Consider the following 20,082-nt stretch of genomic DNA (forward strand, 5'->3'; position numbering starts at 1 on the left):
GTCAAAGTACGATCGGGCGGACTTGCTCTAGCCCGACGAAGGGCGGTCAGCAAGAATCTGCCTGGAGGCTATCATTGTGTGCATGCGATCACTCACACCGGTCCGTGCCGGACTGCGGCCCGCAAACGGCAAGCGAGCGCAGCCCACTTTAGCCGCGGTCTTCTTGAGGCGTATCAATACTGCGAGCTAGTGGCGGTGTCGCGCTTCGGACGTATGTCGCAATTGCTTCAATGAGCGTAAGCGCCGCCATCGATCGCTCGTGTCCTAGCCATGGTCTTTGCGCTTTACGATTGCGACCGCGACTTCTGGTACGATATTTGCTGTTCTCCTCGCTGGGTCCTCAAAAGCACAGAGGAGGAGAAATGACCGCGACCATGATCGGAGCCTATGGTGACAATGGTGCACGTGCGACAGCGAAATTCGACGCCGTAGTCATCGGAGCCGGCATCGCCGGCCTCTATCAGCTGTACCGCCTCCGAGAGCTCGGGCTGAACGTCAGGGCGATCGACGCGGCCTCCGGCGTCGGAGGCACCTGGTATTGGAACCGCTATCCCGGTGCGCGCGTCGACTCAGAAGGCCACATCTATCAATACCTCTTCTCCGAAGATCTCTACAATGGTTGGAGCTGGAGTGAAAAGTTTCCGAGCCAGCCGGAAATCGAACGCTGGCTGAATTACGTAGCGGACGAGCTTGATCTACGCAAAGACATTCAGTTGAGCACGACCGTCCAGAGCGCTCATTTCAACGAAGCGGCGGAGCGATGGGTGGTCGCGACCGACGAGGGGGATGTGATCGACACCCAGTTTCTCGTCACCTGTTGTGGCATGCTCTCCGCTCCACATGTGTCCTTCCCGGGACAGGAGACGTTCAAGGGGCGGGTATTTCACACTGCGCGATGGCCGCAGCGGCCGATCGAGTTTGCTGGCAAGCGCGTCGGCGTGGTCGGCAACGGAGCGACGGGCATCCAGGTGATCCAGACGATCGCGGAAGAAGTCGGACATCTCAAGGTGTTCGTCCGTACGCCGCAATATGCGATCCCTATGAAGAATCGTAAGTATACCGCCGCGGACGTCGAAGCTTACAAGTCAAAATTCACGGCCCTGGCGGAACGGCTGCCGCATACGTTCACGGGCTTCGAATATGACGTGGAGCACGTCTGGGCAGATCTGTCACCGCAACAGCGGCGCGATGTAATCGAAAACTGCTGGAACGATGGTTCTGTGAAGTTGTGGATATCGTCTTTCGCTGAGCTGTTCTCCGATGAGGCGATCAACGCAGAGATCTCCGAATTTGTGCGCGCGAAAATGCGCGAGCGACTTAGGGATCCAAAGCTGTGCGACCTGCTGATCCCGAGCGATTACGGATTCGGTACCCATCGGGTACCCTTGGAGCAGAAGTTTCTCGAGGCGTTCCATCGACCCAATGTGGAAATTGTCAGCGTCAAGACCAACGCAATCGAGCGCATCACGGCCGAAGGCATCCGGACGGCGGACGGCACCGTTCATCCGCTGGACGTCATTATTCTGGCGACCGGATTCGACGCAGGAACAGGCGCTTTGACCCGCATCGACTTCCGCGGTCGCGATGGACGGTCACTGAAGGAGGATTGGAGCAAAGACATCAGGACCACCATGGGGTTGCAGGTGCACGGCTATCCCAATCTCTTCACGACCGCGGTGCCGCTTGCCCCTTCGGCAGCGCTTTGCAACATGACCACCTGCTTGCAGCAACAGGTCGAGTGGATAAGCGGATGCATCAGCTATCTCCGTGGTAAGAACTTGAACGTGATCGAAGCTACGAAGGAGTTGGAAGATCAATGGGTGGCGCATCACGATGAGATCGCCAACGAGACACTCATCGCCAAGTCCCATTCCTGGTACTTGGGATCGAACGTCGAAGGTAAACCGCGCCGGGTCCTTTCCTACACCGGGGGAGCAGGCAGCTATCGGCAAAAGTGCGACGAAGTAGCCGCAAGCGGCTATCAGGGCTTTGCCATGCACTAGCTCCATACCCGAATCCGGCGCTGGCAATTGCGAGATTCAAAAGTTCTCAGTCGATATCCTTTCGATCGCGAAAATGGAGCCGTGATGGGAGTGTTATTGGATCTGCGGGTCGTCGAGATTGGCAGCTCGGCGGCAACCAGCTATTGCGCGCGATTGTTTGCCGACTTCGGCGCGGATGTGCAGAAGATCGAGCCGCCGGCTGGCGATCCGCTCCGTTACTGCGCGCCGCTCAGTCCGTTAGGCCAGAGCGCTTGGTTCGCCTTCCTGAACTTTAATAAATCAAGCACGATCATCGATCCCGCTGCCGCGAATGCGACCGCACGGCTGACTGCAATGCTCGAGAATTGCGATATTCTGCTTGACGGCAGGGACGTTGATCCGGCGGATTGTCCGTCCATTGATGTCGCTGCGATCCGCGCGCGGCGATCCTGCTTGATCTACCTCCAAGCGAGCTGGTTCGGCCGCGAAGGTCCTTATGCAGGATTCGCCGCAACCGATACGACCATCCGCGCGCTCGCCGGCCTGATCAAGCTGGTTGGACCGGCCGAGGGCCCACCGTTGCACGCACCGGATTTCCAGACGGGTATCCTCGGCGGTCTGTGGGGGTTCATCGCCGCGGCTTCTTCGGTGGTTGCGCAAACGGAGGGTGAAGCAGGACCGTCCTGGTCGGTCAGTATTCTCGAATCGAGCCTCGCTATCAGCGAATATCTCATGTTCGAGGCGTCGGCCCGCGGCGAGGATATGCGACGGCTTGGTATTAACCGCTTCTGGCCGGTTTTTCCGGGCGGCATTTACGAAACCAAGAAAGGCTGGCTCGGCGTGACGACGTTCACGCCGGCACAATGGCGCGCATTCTGCGATATGCTTGGCCTTTCCGAACTACGCGATAATCCGGCTCTGGTCCTCGGCGGAGAGCGTCTGAAGCACATCGAGAGGATCGAGCAACAGTTCGTGCCGAGACTGAAAGCGCGGACAGCGCAGGAGTGGTTTATGGAGGGGATGAAGCGGAAGATCCCGATCGTACCAGTACCCGACATATCCGACCTGCTCCTCGATACCGAGAAAAAGTCGCGCGGCGCAATCGTGCCCGTCGCGCTTGGCCAAGAAGAGGGCATGACCGCCGGGTCGATGCAGCGGCTGACATTGACGCCGCCGCGTCGAGGCGGCAAGGTTCCGGCTCTCGGCGAGCAACAAACTTTCGCGGACATCCGAAAGCAGCTGCCCTCGGCTCCGTCGCGGTCGTCCAGCTGCATCGATGCTCGACAGCAGCCGTTGCGTGAATTTCGTGTCATTGACTTCACGATGGGCTGGGCAGGCCCGTTGTGCACGCGCACTCTGGCCGACCTTGGTGCGGACGTCATCAAGATCGAGTCCACCAAGTACCCGGATTGGTGGCGCGGTGTTGACCGGCGGCCCGCTTACGTCGACGCTCAGATGTACGAGAAGACGCAAGCCTTCTGCGTCATGAACCGCAACAAGCGAGGCATCACGCTCGATCTCACGCAGCCCCAAGGCCTCGCTCTTGCCAAGCGGCTTTTGGCGGAAGCCGATGTCGTCGTAGACAATTATTCGGTTGATGTGCTGCCGAAACTCGGGCTTGGCTATGATGTGCTCCGAACGCTCAATCCGCGGCTTGTCATGTTATCGATGTCAGCTTTTGGCGCGAACAGCCACTACCGCGATTGTCGGGCCTACGGCTCGACCCTCGAGCAGGGTTCGGGGCTGCCGATCGTAGTCGGAAGTCCGGACGGGCCACCCGTGATGAGCCACGTCGCCTTTGGGGATGCCGTCGGTGGGTTGAACGGCTGCGCAGCAGTTCTGGTCGCGCTGATTCACGCCCGTGATACCGGGGTAGGGCAGTTTATTGACCTTGCGCAAATCGAATGCATGATGCCGTTTGCGGCGCCGTGGATCACCATTCAATCGATCGGCGGTATGCCGCCGCCTAGGTATGGTACTCGACATCCGCAGTTCGTGCCGCATGGCTGCTTCCGGTGCTCGGGTGAGGACAACTGGGTCATGGTAGCCGCGAGCGACGAGAAAATGTGGCAGAGGCTTGCCACCCTCATTGGAAGGACAAACTGGGCGATAGACGCATCGCTGCAATCTGCGGAAGCTCGCCGCGGCATCGAGGACGAGATAGAGAGGGCCATCGAAGCTTGGACGCTCACCCAAGATGCCGAGCAGGTGATGTCGAAGTTGCAGGCAGAAAGAATTGCGGCTGGCGTAGCCCGGCAGCCAAGTGAGCTGCTTACGGACCCGCATCTCAAGTCGCGTGCATTCCTGCAGGAAGTGGAGCGCGCGTTCATTGGCTTGCATCCACAACCGTCAATGCCGATCCGCGACGGTTCGGGGCCATTTGCGATCCGCACAGCGGCACCAACGCTCGGAGAGCATAACAGCGAGATCCTATCAGGACTTCTCGGACTTTCCGACACGGAGATCGCGCAATTGAAGTCGCAGGGCGTCATCGGGACGTCGATGGTCTGCGAGAGGAGCTAGCAAAAAGGCAAACAATGTGTCGTCACATGACCGTCGACCCCGACGCACGCTCATGTGTCAACGACCGCATGGCTTAATTTCTAAAGCGAGTGAAACCAGGTGGGAAGACAGAAGTGAGAATTTCGTATGGGGCAGATCCGTAGGCACCTGATCATTTGGTTGGCGGCTCGAATCCAAATGGAGTCGTGTCGGTGGAGGAGGGCACCTCAGCCAGCGTCATCCGATTGATCGAGACAAACCCGCATCGCTTTGCACGCAAGAGGGAAATGCAAGCGCCTGGGTCGGCCTTTGTGTCAATGCCACGGGTAACAAATTCCTCCAGACCTACGCCGGATGGATATGGAAAGACAACCTGCTCGCGCTGGGTAAATGCCCGCGTTAGCGGTCATCATGAGGCAAGACCCCACCGAGTGCGGTCCGACGTTAGATTTCTCAGGCATTCGCCTGGTTGCATGTACTGCAAGCGGAACGACTGGCCAGCAGACAAAAACGGTCTGATGCCGGTCGTTGTCGGCATGCAGTTGGTCAGCGCAGGGCGCGCCCGTAACAAGACCATGAGGTTTGGCTCACCCAATGTAATGCGCGCTCGACACAGTTTGTCGGACAGTTATATCCGAGCCGAATGGATGTTGATGGCGTCGCTTGCGTCGGAGGCAGTGAACATCGGTGCGAATACACTCGCCAGTGTCATGTGCCAGCGGCAGGCTACTTTAAGAGAAATCCGTCATCACAGTGGGACTGAGAATCCCAATCTTCATCGTTCCGGCCCACCTCCTTCAATCCGCAAGGTTGGCAGCTGCCAAGAACCGTAATGAAAGTTGATGCCAGCCCCGGCTGGCAAGTTGAGTGTCCCCAAGGGAGGGAAGAGGACTGTAGGCTTGAACAGCTCCGAGCTGGCGAGCAATGGAAAGAGAGATTTTGCGGTTTCGTTCGAATAGACCACATCCTGCGCGACCCGCTGCGTGGCGCCTTTCATCCAGACCTGAAGTAAGCCGATCTGATCGGTTGCGGAGCTCGTGGAGGTGACTTTCCCGAAGAGCTCCATCGCCTGCGTGGATTCGGTTTGAATTCGCTCCTGCCAATGACAATAGATATCGAAGACCCTTTTCGAGAATTCCGTCTGCGTTCCGATGGCTCGCTTGGCAAAGCCCTGAAAAGCGCCTGTTGCGACGCCAATGTCATCGTTAAATCCGGCTTCCTTCGTCATCACCATCTCCTTGGTCCTTGTTATGATTTCTAGCGTCGGGCTGGTGCGCTCGAATGGTCCAGCAAGGCATCGACAGGATGCACCTCGTCGAAACACACCAGCAATCCGCCGTGGCTCTCAGAACCCGCGACAACCTGACGGGAGGACTGTACAATGCCAGCTTGCTCAGGTCGGAGCGCGGCCAAGGGCCGCTCCGGCTTTGACGGTCGCCAGCATCAGCGTGGCCTTCATTGATCAATTGGGCAGGCCTCATCTGAGCCCCTGGGCCGGAGACTGTAAGAGCGCATCGTCGATGTCGGCGTGCTCCAATCTATCCCAGCAATAGCCGTGCCATTAACGAGGTTGTGCGATTCCCTTTTGAAGATAAGCACATACTTTGCGGCAGCGCCGCTGGAATGCGTCGGCCTTCGCGTAGAGGTGGGGACATCCATGTCTCCAACCGGACAGAGCTGAAGATCCTCCGCCTTTTCGGTTCTGCCAACGCTCTAGCGTGGATCAGGACAGAGCCGTACCCAGGCTCATCGACCTCCTCATGAAGCATTGGGAGACTGCCAATGTTACCGTGCGGCAGACGGACAGGCTCATCGAGCGATCAAGTGCCTGCCCCTGATCTATCCTCAGGTATCGAGGCCGCCGACACGAGAGCTGAACTTCCGACAGCATGGAAGGATGGAAACGCGGGGCCAAGGCAGGAGGTTCATGGTTGCCCCGGATTTGGTTGATCAGCCGTTCACCCGACCGGCATCTTCCCTAGAGCCGCCTCTCGTACTCACGAATGAATTCGCTATATCGCGCAGGGTCAACGGTCTTCAAGTCGTTCAGCGCGCGCTTAGCTTCCAGATCGGCGTCTTGGCGGTGACGGTCTTTGATCTTGTTCACCGTATCTATCATGGTCTTTAGCCGCCGCATTGGTGTCGTCTGCCCGGATTTCTGCCCGAAGGTCTCGTGTAAAGGTGTCTGCCCGAGTGCTTTCGCGAGCGTCCCGAGCTTTTCATCAAGTTCTTTAACGGCGTCGGATAGCGTGTCGAACCGTTCGGTTACGCTCATCTTTTTGGCCACGTCCTGGTCGAGCCGCGCGCCAACGTTCGTCTCAATATCCTGAGTCACTGCGCCGCTGAGCGGCGCAAAGAATGGAAAGGAGTACCATGAGAACCAATTCGGGTTTGACATCGATATCCTCTCGACCATCGAGATGGTGGCATTCTTTCTCGGTCATGTGTGAGCAATTGGCGTGCCAATTGACCGGATTTGATGGCTACCGAAGGACCAGCCCGACATTGACCTCTGTCCATCGATCGCGTGCCCAGGCAAGGCCTGCGACGCAGTCAACTACCAACCTTGTCAATTGATGGAGAAGATGGACACATGGCTATCGTGGTCGATAGACCATCAAGGAAAGCGATTAGGAGCGGAGCCAAAAAAAGATGAAACAGTCCTGCGAGGCACAGTAGCCATTATCGCGCCGGCTGCTTAGATCTCGGCCGGATCTAGCGGCGCGGCGTTAGACCAAAGCGCTCCCAATGGTCACTCTGATCTACGACAGGAGCGGCTTCTACATCGGCATTGATGCGGGTAGTCGCTCCGCGCATCAGCGCTGTGACGTCGTCAATGCCGGGGGCTTGTCGTTGCTCCGACACTCGTCATTGGGCCCTGCCGGTAAGGGCTGTGCGCCGCAAAACAAATCTAAGGCCAGCTAAATAGCTCAGTCGACGATATATGAGCTGAATGGTTCGGAAACTGGCCTGGCTCTTGCTCCACTGCTTACCGATACCGCGCAGCTCTGCCGCCCGGATTGTCCGTCGTGCAACACGGGTATGCTGAGATGCTTCAGTGCATCACAACTGATTATGGAGCGCGCGTCCCACCCATCGCGGGGCACAAACGAGATTCGGACCGGCAATCACTGTGCAGTGGGAGCACATCAGCCGTGAGGGAGAACATGACGGACGCAAATGCGGTCAAATCAAAACTATCGTCCGATCGGAAGATCGCAGTTCGTCGGGTATTCTTTCTCGAAGTAAGCACCAATCGTATTCAAGCGATGAATCCGGATGGTTCCGATCGAAAAGTTATTGTTACCGATTGTCAACTTCCTGACGGAATCGCCATCGATGTCGGCGCTGGCCACATCTATTGGACCAACATGGGCTCCGGCATTGCCGTCAACGACGGCTCGATCGAGCGCGCCGATATCGATGGAAGGGCTCGCAAAGTCGTCGTTCCGCGCGGTGCCACGTTCACACCGAAGCAGATTCAGCTCGATCAGAAAGGCGGCAAGCTCTACTGGTCTGACCGCGAAGGAATGCGGGTTATGCGGTGCAATCTCGACGGCTCCGAGATAGAGACACTCATCGAGGCAGGCCGCGGTGACGAGGACCGGTGCGACCCGACTAGGTGGTGCATTGGCGTCACCATCGATACCGAGCGCCGCCAGATTTATTGGACTCAAAAGGGTCCGGACAATGCCGGCCTGGGCCGAATCTTCCGCGCCGACATCGACATCCGGGACGGTGAGAGCCCAGCAAACCGCTCCGACATCGAGGTGCTGTTTGATGGCTTGCCGGAGCCAATCCACCTTGAGTTCGATCTCGCGAACCGCGTCCTCTATTGGACGGACCGCGGCGATCCTCCGCGTGGCAACACAGTCAATCGCGCACCCGTCGACACAAAGACGGAGCCGGAAATTCTGATCACTCACCTGATGGAGGGAATTGGCATCGCACTCGATGTTCCAGGCGACCAGATGTTCATCACCGACCTCGCCGGCTCGATCTATGCCGCCGATCTTGATGGAAGGAACAAACGCAATCTCCTCTGGTCCAAGGGTAATTTCACCGGCATCGCGTATGCCGAAATCTAACGCTTAGAGGTAATGAAATGACTGGAACCATCCTGATTTCAACGAAACGCCGCGGTCGGTCCCCACCTGTCGGCGCGAGCTGGACGGCATTATTTGCCGCCAGGAGAGCGCAGATCGTCGCAAGCGACGTAGCATCGAACGCAGAAAGTACGCTGCGGCAGTTCGCGGCGGGGCCCGGCGCTCGAACGGTTGGGTTTCACGTTCAAGGCGCCACACTCCACCCGCAAACTCCGCGATCTCCCTCGCATAAGCTGCCGACGGCTACGTTCTCCTCCAGCAGCCCGAACGACCCAGTTCAGGGGTATCGAGCTGCTGTTCCCTGACACGAGCATCGAAGTCTTGCGTTCTCGGCGAGCGAAATCTGCTCCGGAGGATGAACGCCGCGTCTTGGAGACTTGAGCGCAGACGTCACTTCCAACCTCGGGCCTTGCGTCAAAGCGTTCCCAAAGCGAGTTCGTCAGATCCGCCCATAGATGACTTAAGCCTTCGATGACAGGAGATGCAGTATGAAGTTTGAGAGCAAAGTCATTGTCACGATTGCTCCAACAGGAGGTGTGGTGAAAAAATCGCAAAATCCACACCTGCCGACCCAGCCCAGCGAGATCGCGGAAGATGTGTACCGGTGCTACGATGCGGGTGCATCAATCGTGGCGCTGCATGCGCGCAGGCCGGACGATGGCGCGACCTGTAATCCGGAAATCTACCGGGATATCAACTCCCGGATCTTCACAAAGTGCGGAATCATCATCAACAACAGCACGGGAGGAGGCATTGATGGGGACATGGTGCGATCCATAGAGCCCGGTCTCGATGAGGTTATATTCGAAGAGCGTCTAAAAGGTCTCGACGCCGGCGCAGACATGGCAACATTTGATGCTCACACGGTTCTAGCCAGCTTTGGCGGCCGTGAGATTGTCGTTAATACCTCGCCTACCCGCTGCGACATCATGGCTAAACGACTCCAAAAGACGGGCATCAAACCCGAATGGGAATGTTTCTCACTTTCCCATCTTCTCCAAGATCCTATACGCCTTATCAATAAAGGGTTCGACAAGCCTCCCTATTGGATCAATTTCGTTCTTGGCGCCGAGCGCGGAATTCAGGGCGGATTGCCGTACACTCCGCAGATCCTGGATACGCTGATCGGAAATCTTCCAAAAGGAGCCATGTTTTGCGTTAGCGGGATCGGACGAGCTCAGCTACCGGCAACAACTCACGCCGTGCTCGCCGGCGGTCACGTTCGCGTCGGGCTAGAGGACAATCTGTACCTCGAACCCGGCATGCTTGCCACTAACGTGCGGCTCGTCGAGAGGACAGTAAGGATTATCCGGGAACTTGGGTACGAGCCTGCCACCGTAGTGGAAGCTCGCACGATGCTTGGGCTTGCGCCATGCAAATAGTCCGGATAGCCGATCCGCGGCCCCCAATCGGAAGCGGCCTACGATGACCCGTTGACCCGATGACAGACGCGAGATAGGTCCTGAGCATGAAATCGTAGCTATAGATCTTTGAAGAAGAGCGATCAGACTCTTTTGGCAAAGATTCCCAAATCTTCAGCTATCGCCGCGCAGCTCCGGCACTTGAGCAGAAAATGGGCGTGTGGTCAGCGACGAGTTGTAGGAGCAGAACGAATTGTTGGACGTCGTTGCTGCCCAGTGTTCCGACGAGGTGAGGTCTGGCTTGGTCGCGAGCGCTGTCGCCAAGAATACGCGTCGGCTCGTGCCACTTTTAGGTCTCGCTTATTTCTTCAACAACCTCGACCGCAGCAGCGTCGGCATCGCTGCGCTGCAGATGAACGAAGCCATTGGCTTAAGCGCCGCACAATTCGGCTGGGGCGCAGGGATTCTCTTCTTTAGTTACTGCCTGCTGGAAGTCCCCAGCAATATGATGATGCTTCGCTTCGGTGCTCGCCGCTGGCTCGCCCGCATTATGATGACCTGGGGACTTGCAGCCGCGGCGACGGCGTTCGCCGTTGGACCATACAGTTTCTACGCGATCCGTTTCCTTCTGGGAGTGTTCGAATCAGGCTTCTTCCCCGGCGTCATCTGGTACATCTCCATCTGGTTTCCGGCGCGATCAAGAACGGGCGTCCTCGCCTGGTTTATGGCTGCAACACCGCTGTCCACGTTAGTCGGCAATCCGCTCTCGGCTTCGCTACTGGGAATGGACGGAGTGTGGAGACTGGCCGGCTGGCAGTGGATGTTCCTGATCGAAGGGCTTCCGGCCTGCCTGCTCGGGGTCCTATGCCTCGCTCTGCTTGCCGACACGCCGGACAAGGCCTCGTGGCTGACGCCGGTGGAACGCAATGCGTTGTTGAATGAACTCGCAAGGGAGAAGCACGAAAGGCTCAAGAAGGATCTCTGGGCCGCGATGAAGGACGTCCGCGTGTTGATGTTGACGGCGATCACCTTCGCTTTCACGATCGGCTCCTACGGGATCGGCATCTGGCTCCCGCTGATCCTAAAGAGCCACAACTTGAACAACATGCAGATCGGGTGGCTCTCGGCCGTGCCCTATCTTTTTGTGACGTTAGGCATGTTACTCTGGGCGCGCCTTGTCGATCGCAAGGGGTATAAGATCTACAATCTGATCGCCGCATTGATGCTGGGCGCGACCGGACTTGTCTTTTCGGTAGTGCTCACGTCGCTCATACCGGCGCTCATATGCATGACGCTTGCTCTGATCGGCACGATCTCCGCGCGGACAGTCCTCTACACGATTCCGCAGGGTTTCCTTGCTGGCGCCGCTGCCGCCGGAGGTATCGCGTTCATCAATTCCGTTGGTGCCTTTGGCGCCTTCGTCGGCCCGTACATGATGGGCTTCCTTAAGGATAGGACTGGATCATTTGACATTGGCATGATCGCAATGGCAATCACCCTAATTGTTGCAACGGGCGTCGCCAGCAGTCTTAGATTGGTGCTTCCGCGTGATGATGACATTCCTGTCTGAGCAGAACGCCCAAGTAGAGGCTCTCCCGGGGAAATGTGTGACAACGCGGCGTCTCCTGTGAAGGAACATGCTGAATGAGAGCGCACGGGAATCTCGGATCTTCTACGTCAATTGGCCAACTGATCGAGTAGCTATCGATGGCAAGAGGTTAGTGCGCCGGCAACCAGCCGATATCGCGGCGCCAGGTACAAGAAAAGCGTTCTATTTGGTGGAACATTCTCGCCATGGCCGTCTTTGCGTGACCTTTTTTGGCTGGGCATCCTCTATCACGGAATTAATCCTGGCGATGTGCGCAAGCGCACCCAATCTCGACGTCCGCTCGCGATGCGAGCGAACGTGCTGCGATCGGTGGGCCGTTAGGATCCCGCGAGCGTCTCGCTAGTTGGCGGCGGTTTGAGCTGCAACAGGCGATCCATTTCGGACACTGGGTCGAGGATACGCTGAGCCTTCGTCCCTCAAGCAAATAAAACCGCGCCTGAATGATTCAGGCGCGGCAAGACCTCATCTCGAAATCGCTACCAAATTTGAGCCGGATGAAATGTCAGCGCGATACGTTCCTTCCCGTGCCGTGGCAGATGATCATGTCATTTGCGGTTCTTTGTATTCGACAGCTTCTCGCCTGCGCCGTAAGCGGTGTTTTGATCCCACCTTTTCCTGAAGTTTACGATCGGCGAGTGTGACGATCTCTGAATCGGAGATCGTGTTGTGTCTATGCTTGACCATACGCTTAAGCCGGAGGCCACGACAGCGCGCCGGCTTGAGATTATCGCGGGAACGGGCCGTCGCCGATGGTTCTCGGCAGACGACAAGGCCCGAATGATTGAAGAGACGCTTGTTCCGGGCGCGGTGGTTTCGGAAGTTGCACGCCGACATGGGCTTGCGCCGCAGCAATTGTTCACATGGCGCCGCCAAGCGCGGCAGCCTGCCGGAGCGGACGCCGCCGCCGAGATGCCGCAGTTCGTGCCTGCGGTCGTGGAATCGGCATTGCCGGAAGCCGCCTCTGGCCGGCGCCAGCGCCAGAGGGCACGCCCGGTGGATCGGGCCTCGGGAATCATCGAGGTGGAGATCGAAGGCGTCAGCGTCCGGGTCGGCCGTGGCGCTGACGCCGAGACGGTCACGATGGTCATCCGGGCGCTGAAGGCCTGCACGTGATAGGTCCGACCGGTACGGTGCGGGTGATGATGGCGACAAAGCCGGTGGACTTCCGCAAGGGCGCCGAGGGTCTGGCGGCACTGGTGCGCGAGACGATGAGGTCCGATCCGTTCTCGGGCGCCGTCTATGTGTTCCGGGCGAAGCGGGCTGACCGCGTGAAGCTGATCTACTGGGACGGCACGGGAGTGTGCCTGTTTGCCAAGCGGCTCGAGGATGGCAAGTTCCGCTGGCCAAACGTGCAGGATGGCGTGATGCGGCTGTCGGCTGCGGAGTTCTCGGCATTGTTAGAAGGACTCGATTGGCGACGCGTTCACGCTGCGGGCGAGACGCCGGCGCCTGTACAGTCGGGTTGATCTGCGACAGAGTGAATCAGTCGGATCGAAATGCTCGCAGGGCGCTGCGGCGCATGATGTACTCGCATCATGACGGCGACGATGGACGCGCTTCCCGACGACCCCGGCACGCTCAAGGCGATGCTGCTGGCGGAACGTGCGCGCACCGAACGGCTGGAGCAAATCATCAAGGAGTTGCAGCGTCACCGCTTTGGCCGACGGGCCGAGACGCTGCCGGAAGATCAATTGCTGTTCGGCCTCGAAGAAGTCGAGCAGACTGTGGCGAGCGGCGAAGCCGAGAACGAAGCGGCGGCACCAGCCGAGCGCGCAAGCCATGCCGCCAAGCGTCGCATCAATCGTGGATCGCTGCCGGAGCATCTGCCGCGCATCGAGATGATGGTCGACATCGACGATCATGTCTGCCCATGCTGCCGCAACGCACTGCATAGGATTGGCGAAGATGTCAGCGAACGACTCGACATCGTCCCGGCCCAGTTCCGCGTGCTTGTTGTGCGTCGACCCAAATATGCCTGTCGAGCCTGCGAGAGCGGAGTTGTGCAAGCGGCAGCGCTGGCGCGGCTGATTGAGGGTGGGTTGCCGACTGAGGCGACGGTGGCGCAGGTTCTCGTCGCCAAATACGCCGATCATCTGCCGCTGTATCGGCAGGCTCAGATCTATGCGCGGCAGGGCATCACGCTTGATCGCTCGACCTTGGCCGACTGGGTCGGCCACGCCGCCTTCCTGCTGCGGCCGGTACACGAACGTCTGCTCGCCAGGCTCAAGGCCTCGGCCAAGCTGTTCGCTGACGAGACGACGGCGCCCGTGCTCGATCCAGGACGCGGGAAGACCAAGACCGGCCAGCTGTGGGCCTATGCGCGCGACGATCGCCCTTGGGGTGGCACCGACCCGCCCGGCGTGGCGTATGTCTACGCCCCCGATCGCAAGGCGGAGCGACCGATCGCCCATCTCACAGGCTTTGCGGGCACCCTTCAGGTCGATGGCTACGCCGGCTATCGCGTGCTCGCCGAGCGCGGCGACGTGCGACTCGCATTCTGTTGGGCCCATGTGCGCCGACGCTTCTACGAACTCGCCGCGGCCGGCCCGGCGCCGATCGCCAGCGAAGCGCTCGAACGCATCGCCGGCCTCTATGCCATCGAGAGTGATATCCGTGGCCGCAGCGCAGAGGAAAGGCGCGAGGCCAGGCTGCTGAGGAGCCGGCCGGTCATCGATGAGCTTGAGCCCTGGCTGCACGCCAAGCTCACTCTGATCAGTCAGAAAACAAAACTCGCTGAAGCAATCCGCTATGCGCTCTCGCGCTGGGAGGGCCTGACCCGCTTCCTCAACGACGGCCGTATCGAGATCGACTCTAACGTCGTCGAACGCGCGATCCGGCCGATCGCACTAAACCGCAAAAATGCACTCTTCGCAGGCTCCGACGGCGGCGGCGAGCACTGAGCCGTCATCGCCTCGCTGATCGAGACCTGCAAGCTCACGGGCATCGAACCGCACGTCTACCTCGCCGACGTCATCACAAAGATCGTCAACGGTCACCCGAATAGTCAAATCGACGAGCTGCTGCCATGGGCCTATCTCGTTACCCCGGTGCTCCAGGACGTGGCCTGAAAACAACGCTTACCCTGCGCCGCTCTTGGCCGCCTCTCCGACAGCAAACGGTAATTTCGATTTGTCGCCGCTTGCGAAGGTGAAAGTGTCCGCACCGGCGCTGATGCCATTCCATGCCACCGGTTCGGCGAGTGAAAGTAGCCAAAGCCCCTGAAATCCAGATGCAGCGTTCAGCTGTCCCGTCCACACGGTAGTCGAGCCGCAACCTATAAAATTCACCGAAAAGCTGATCGCCGTGCCGCTATTGGTCTGTGCGAGCCAGCCCGTCATCGACTGAGGGGCGCCTTCATCGCAGCTATTGCTCGCATTGTTCGTGTAAGTGCCGGAAATCGCGCCTGTGTTTGGATTATAATTGTCGACCGCCAAGGTTGAGCCGTATTGGTTGGTCCGGGTCCAGATCGGTTGCGCCGCTGCAGGCGCCGCTAGGAGTAGACCTAGGCAGGCCGCGCCGATCCAGTTCGTCAATTTCCACTTTGCTTGAGACATTTCCGACTCCATATCGCTCCGGTAGCGGAGCGACTTGGTTATAAAACTCTGTCTAGGCAATTTAAACGGGTAATCGAACGTGGTATCTCTTACAGATTGAAATGTGAACGACGTTCCAATTCTGTCCGGCAAAAATGGTACGGATACGGGGGTATCGGCGTGGCCACTTGCCTCCGATAAACCCCGTCTTCGTCGATCCCGCTGGCGAAGCTGCTGCGGGCGATGCCGTTGCGCGACGTTCTATTTGATCCGCTCGGAGCTCAAGCTCCGTCGAACGAACCCGACTCTATCGTAGTGTCACGCTGGCATCAGGAAGCCTTGCGCAGCTCACGGGCCGCCGCGACCATGTTGACGAGCGCCGGACGGACTTCGTCCCATTTGCGAGTCTTTAAGCCGCAATCCGGATTGATCCAGAGCTGTGAGTCCGACAACCGTCGGCGAGCCAGCGCGATGAGATCTCCCATCTCACCGGCTTCGGGAACGCGCGGAGAGTGGATGTCATAGACGCCGGGGCCGATGTCGTTCGGGTATTTGAAGGCCGTGAATGCATCGAGCAGCTCCATTTTAGAACGGGACGTTTCGATCGAGATGACATCTGCGTCCATCGCGGCAATTGCATCGATGATGGCGTTGAACTCCGAATAGCACATGTGGGTATGGATCTGCGTTGCATCGGCGACGCCGGACGAGCAGATGCGGAAGCTGTCCACTGCCCAGTCGAGATAAGGTTTCCAGTCGGATCGGCGGAGCGGCAAACCTTCGCGAAGCGCAGCCTCATCGATTTGGATCATGGTTGCGCCGGCCTTTTCGAGGTCGGCGACCTCGTCACGGATCGCGAGCGCGATCTGACGGCAGGCCTCGCTGCGCGGAACGTCGTCGCGGACGAACGACCAAGTCAGGACCGTCACTGGCCCCGTAAGCATTGCCTTCATAGGCTTTTTGGTCAGCGATTGCGCGTAGCTCCACCAGTCGACGGTCATCGGCTTCGGTCGGGAGACGTCGCCGAACAGGATCGGAGGACGAACGTAACGAGAGCCGTAAGACTGCACCCAAGCGTGCTTGGTGAAAACGAATCCGGAGAGCTGCTCAGAGAAATACTGAACCATGTCGTTGCGCTCGAACTCGCCGTGGACGAGCACGTCGAGCCCGATGTCTTCCTGCCAGCGGACGGCTTGAGCCATTTCCTTCTTCAGAAATTGTTCATACTGCATGTCTGTCAACTTTCCCTTGGCATGCGCGGCGCGGGTGTTGCGAACGTCAGCCGTCTGCGGGAACGACCCGATTGTCGTCGTGGGGAAAAGCGGAAGGCCGAATCGCTTGCGCTGAACCTCGGCCCGGCTCGCAAAAGCGCTGTTGCGGTAGCGCTTATCATCGCCAATATCAGCCGTCCGCTGCGCGACGGCCGTGTCATGGATCTTTGACGATACTCGGCGAGCCATGGCCGCAAGGTCTGATTCGGCAAGCGCGGCGACATTTTCGTCGCCCGCAAGCGCTTTCGCCAAGGCCGTGAGCTCGCCGATCTTCTGAACCGAGAAGGCAAGCCAGCTCTTTACGTCCGAATCGAGATCGGTCTCGAGCTCAAGGTCGATGGGGACATGCAAGAGCGAGCAAGAGGGCGCGAGCTGCACGCGATCCTTGCCGAATTTTGCAATGACGGGCTTGAACCGCTCCACAAGTGCCGACAGGTTGGAACGCCAAACATTGCGGCCATCGATCACACCGAGCGAAATCACGAGGTCCGCGCGGGCGCCGAATTCAATCTGGCTCAATTGTTGGGGAGCGCGGATAAGATCGACGTGCAGTCCGGCCACAGGCAGCGCCAGAGCGGTCGCCAGATTGTCGCCGATCGCCCCGAAATAAGTGGCAAGCATGACCTTGATGCCAGCTACCTCCTTGACGAGACGCTTATAGGCGCGTTGGAGCGCATTCCGCGTGGTCTCGTCGAGATCAAGCACCAAGCACGGCTCGTCAAGCTGGACCCACTCGGCTCCACGTTTCGCCAGTTCCTTGAGCACCTCGACATAGACCGGCACGAGATTATCGAGCAGCGAAATCGGATCGAACGCCAGATCGGCGCTCTTGCCGAGTTTCAGGAAGCTGACTGGTCCTACCAGAACCGGACGCGTTTGATAGCCAAGGGTTTTCGCCTCCTCATATTCCTCGATCGGCTTTCGGGAGGAGAGCCTGAAGGTCTGACCTTTGTGGAATTCGGGCACCATGTAGTGGTAGTTAGTATCGAACCACTTGGTCATCTCCTGCGCGGCAGAGCCGCGGGCATCATGGGCATGACTGCAACTCGCGTCATCATCCTCGCCTTGCGAGCCGCGCGCCATAGCGAAATAGGTCTTCAGCGAGACCGGACCGCCCTCCCAGCCATACGCCTCAGGAATGGCGCCAACCATGACGCTCGTGTCGAGAACCTGATCATAGAGTGAAAAGTCATTTGACGGGATGACGGTGACGCCAAGCGAATTCTGACGCGCCCAATTGGCGACACGAAGACCGGCCGTAGTTTCAAGAAGCTGCTGGTCGCTGATCTTGCCGACCCAAAAGTCTTCGAGTGCCTGCTTGAGTTCGCGGCGTGGCCCGATACGTGGCATGCCGAGGGTTGCGACAGGAAGGGAGAGAAGAGACATAGCTTTAACCCCATTGTGGTGGGGGCAAAGGCCATGGCGGACGCAGGCAGGAGGGCCACGAAAGCGCCTGCTGCTTGGCGTACCACCGGGACACCCCGCCCGTGGACGATTATGTTGTCGGGGCAGGTCTCCTGGCTCGCGGGTCATCGCCTACATCCGGCCTTCCCGAAGCCTCTGCTTCAGTGACACGTGTGGATGCAGGCTCGCCGCTTACAGTTGCGGGGGCAGCGCCGGCATTACTTCAATCCGAAAGGATCGAGAGCGCACCGGCTTCCCCTCTTAGCTCCAGATCAAGCGAGACCTGGAGAACCTCGACGCCTTCGATTATCTGTAACCGAACGGTTACGTCAACCTCTGAGGATCAGCTTTTCTGCGGCATGCCGGCAGGTACGATGGTCTCAACAATGGAGATCATCGGCCTCTCTGGCTTTGTGCGCTTGCATCAGATCGACGAGCTTGGCCGCAACACCGTCACGTTGCGCCGTAATGCGTTTCATAGGCCATACCATCCGGAGCGCCGGGCGGCGGCCACATGATCATCGCGTAGCCGATTTGTCGGATTTCGACGCTGTGAAGACCGCCACACCGATCGAATAGCTCGACCAAGGATGCAACATCGATCTCGGCCAGCGTCCCCTTGAGGGCCATTGTTGTCGATAGGCCTCGCGCCTTGAATGGAAGTGGAGAGCGCTTGGGACCTTCCATCGCCTGGGGTTACCACTGCGGCTCTTTAGCGCGGCAATTCAATCAGAATCGATCTCACGGACCCTCTCTCATTTCTTTTATCCAACACGGCGCTGAACGGAGCTGCAATTTCTGCATCAATCGCCCAGCGAAGCGTATGCTTTGTGTCGCGATCAACTACCAATGTTAGCAATTGATCGAGCTGATGGATCCGGTCAATCATAGATTAAAGCCCGTCGCGCAGGGTCAGACCTCACCTGTCCGAGATCCCGAAGAACGCACAAGGGGGTGGTTCGTCGCTGTCACCACGGATCTTGACGGATTTGGTTATGCGGTCCGCAACTTGGCGTTCCACAGGTTCTATCGCAGCTGAATAGCTCGGCCTGGGGATCAAACCGCAAATTTGGAGAGTGCCGCTATGAGTGCAACGATCGTGTCGGACAGCGTCATTCCTCGCGCCGACGTCATCAAACGCGCAGCGCGCATCGGCGCAGAAATTAGAAACATCAACCTGTGCGGTGATTTGCCGGACCAGACGATCGCCGCCATCAATGAGCTGCTGCTCGAGCACAAGGTTGTCTTCTTTCGCGACCAGGGTCATCTCGACGACGCCGAGCAGGAGCGCTTTGCTCTTCGTTTCGGAAGTCTGGCGCCTCATCCGATGCTCGGTGCCATTAAGGGGACGGCGTCGATCATCGAGCTTGATTCGGCTCGCGCCGGTAGCCGGGCCGACCTGTGGCACACCGATGGAACCTTCATCGATGCCTACCCCAAGATCGCGGTGCTCCGAGGCATCGTGATGCCAACGTTCGGTGGCGATACGGTCTGGTCAAATACCGTCACGGCCTACCTCGACCTGGCACCGCCGCTGCAACGGCTTGCGGACAAGCTCTGGGCCGTCCACAGCAACGCCTTCGACTATGCAATACTGCCCCGCGCCAGCGAGCTCGACAAGAAGCACTTGGACGAAGTCTTCACGAAAACGATCTATCAGACGGAGCATCCCGTCGTGCGCGTCCATCCCGAGACCGGCGAACGCACGCTGGTGCTCGGCGCCCTGGTGCAACGATTCGTTGGTCTCCCGAAATACGACGGCCAGAAGCTGTTTGATCTGTTTCAGTCTCATATCACCGCGCCCGAAAACACCGTGCGCTGGAGCTGGCAGGAAGGTGATGTAGCGATCTGGGACAATCGCGCCACGCAACATTACGCCGTGAATGATTACGGCGACCAGCATCGCGTCGTTCGTCGCGCCACCGTCGCAGGCGAGGTACCCGTCAGCATCGATGGTCAGAACAGCGTAACGCGCATAAAAGCGACCAAGGAGCCTGTCGCGAAGGTCGCTTAGCGGGTTCACAGGAAGGATTGACCGCAATACGTGCAGTACAGACTCTGCCTTCGTTCGCCCGATCACTTCATGCAGCATTTGGCAGCCTAGTTCGCCGCCTCATTCAATGATGTCATTGAACGCCGTGCTGCCAGCTCTCAAATCACAAGCAGCTTCGATTCCAGAGAGGCTGTACTGGGTTGAGCAGCTGCGTAGCATTGCAAATGAACGAACCGCTAGAGGCGGAGCTAGCTTTTCGTTGCGGCTGCATAGGGGCGCGCGTCTCTCGTTCACGTTTTCTTGCGCCCGACTACTTCCTTC

At 58.6% G+C, this 20,082-nt stretch carries 13 protein-coding genes, 1 pseudogene and 1 riboswitch; of the genes and pseudogenes, 9 read left to right on the forward strand and 5 right to left on the reverse strand.

Features of this window, described 5'->3' with window-relative positions:
• Positions 1-362: 362 nt before the first annotated feature.
• Together ACKWRH_RS07835 and ACKWRH_RS07840 are read left to right on the forward strand one after the other, a co-directional pair.
• Positions 363-2,003 carry a flavin-containing monooxygenase gene (locus ACKWRH_RS07835; protein ID WP_445220021.1) on the forward strand — a complete coding sequence of 547 codons (1,641 nt, stop codon included), beginning with the start codon at positions 363-365 and terminating at the stop codon, positions 2,001-2,003.
• Between the two features lie 84 nt (positions 2,004-2,087).
• Complete coding sequence (locus ACKWRH_RS07840; RefSeq protein ID WP_445220022.1) at positions 2,088-4,505, forward strand: CoA transferase; 2,418 nt, start codon at positions 2,088-2,090, stop codon at positions 4,503-4,505.
• Positions 4,506-5,259: 754 nt separating this feature from the next.
• Here the strand turns inward: ACKWRH_RS07840 and ACKWRH_RS07845 are convergent.
• Together ACKWRH_RS07845 and ACKWRH_RS07850 are read right to left on the reverse strand one after the other, a co-directional pair.
• On the reverse strand, positions 5,260-5,712 hold the full coding sequence (locus ACKWRH_RS07845; RefSeq protein ID WP_445220023.1) for a hypothetical protein: 453 nt from the start codon (positions 5,710-5,712) through the stop codon (positions 5,260-5,262).
• A 750-nt stretch (positions 5,713-6,462) separates the two neighbouring features.
• Positions 6,463-6,882 carry a hypothetical protein gene (locus ACKWRH_RS07850; protein ID WP_445220024.1) on the reverse strand — a complete coding sequence of 140 codons (420 nt, stop codon included), beginning with the start codon at positions 6,880-6,882 and terminating at the stop codon, positions 6,463-6,465.
• 769 nt (positions 6,883-7,651) lie between these two features.
• Between ACKWRH_RS07850 and ACKWRH_RS07855 the strand changes: the two genes are divergently transcribed.
• The 6 genes and pseudogenes from ACKWRH_RS07855 to tnpC all read left to right on the forward strand — a co-directional run bounded on the left by ACKWRH_RS07855 (position 7,652) and on the right by tnpC (position 14,628).
• Positions 7,652-8,572 (forward strand): 3-hydroxyacyl-CoA dehydrogenase, encoded by a 921-nt coding sequence (locus tag ACKWRH_RS07855; protein WP_445220025.1) that lies wholly within the window; start codon positions 7,652-7,654, stop codon positions 8,570-8,572.
• Positions 8,573-9,078: 506 nt separating this feature from the next.
• On the forward strand, positions 9,079-9,972 hold the full coding sequence (locus tag ACKWRH_RS07860) for a 3-keto-5-aminohexanoate cleavage protein (RefSeq protein ID WP_445220026.1): 894 nt from the start codon (positions 9,079-9,081) through the stop codon (positions 9,970-9,972).
• A gap of 232 nt (positions 9,973-10,204) precedes the next feature.
• A complete protein-coding gene (locus tag ACKWRH_RS07865) occupies positions 10,205-11,521 on the forward strand; it encodes an MFS transporter (RefSeq protein WP_445220027.1) in 1,317 nt (438 codons plus the stop codon).
• Positions 11,522-12,337: 816 nt separating this feature from the next.
• Positions 12,338-12,673: an IS66-like element accessory protein TnpA gene (gene tnpA / locus ACKWRH_RS07870; protein WP_445220028.1), complete on the forward strand. Its 336-nt coding sequence runs from the start codon at positions 12,338-12,340 to the stop codon at positions 12,671-12,673.
• The gene (gene tnpB / locus ACKWRH_RS07875) at positions 12,670-13,026 is read left to right on the forward strand and encodes an IS66 family insertion sequence element accessory protein TnpB (protein ID WP_445220029.1); all 357 of its coding nucleotides are present in this window, start codon (positions 12,670-12,672) and stop codon (positions 13,024-13,026) included. Before tnpA ends, tnpB begins: the two co-directional genes overlap by 4 nt.
• A gap of 69 nt (positions 13,027-13,095) precedes the next feature.
• Positions 13,096-14,628, forward strand: a pseudogene (gene tnpC, locus ACKWRH_RS07880) (IS66 family transposase).
• Between the two features lie 9 nt (positions 14,629-14,637).
• Here the strand turns inward: tnpC and ACKWRH_RS07885 are convergent.
• The 3 genes from ACKWRH_RS07885 to ACKWRH_RS07895 form a co-directional block, all read right to left on the reverse strand.
• On the reverse strand, positions 14,638-15,114 hold the full coding sequence (locus ACKWRH_RS07885) for an avidin/streptavidin family protein (protein ID WP_445220030.1): 477 nt from the start codon (positions 15,112-15,114) through the stop codon (positions 14,638-14,640).
• A gap of 308 nt (positions 15,115-15,422) precedes the next feature.
• Positions 15,423-17,750, reverse strand: coding sequence for a 5-methyltetrahydropteroyltriglutamate--homocysteine S-methyltransferase (metE, locus tag ACKWRH_RS07890; RefSeq protein ID WP_445220031.1), 2,328 nt, complete (start codon positions 17,748-17,750; stop codon positions 15,423-15,425).
• Between the two features lie 104 nt (positions 17,751-17,854).
• Positions 17,855-18,079, reverse strand: a riboswitch (cobalamin riboswitch).
• Positions 18,080-18,221: 142 nt separating this feature from the next.
• Entirely contained in the window at positions 18,222-18,398 is a 177-nt protein-coding gene (locus ACKWRH_RS07895; RefSeq protein WP_445220032.1) for a hypothetical protein, read from the reverse strand.
• 454 nt (positions 18,399-18,852) lie between these two features.
• Here ACKWRH_RS07895 and ACKWRH_RS07900 point away from each other — a divergent pair, with 454 nt between their 5' ends.
• Positions 18,853-19,782 (forward strand): TauD/TfdA dioxygenase family protein, encoded by a 930-nt coding sequence (locus tag ACKWRH_RS07900; RefSeq protein ID WP_445220033.1) that lies wholly within the window; start codon positions 18,853-18,855, stop codon positions 19,780-19,782.
• The last annotated feature ends 300 nt before the right edge of the window (positions 19,783-20,082 follow it).

The organism is Bradyrhizobium sp. Pa8, from assembly GCF_052588265.1.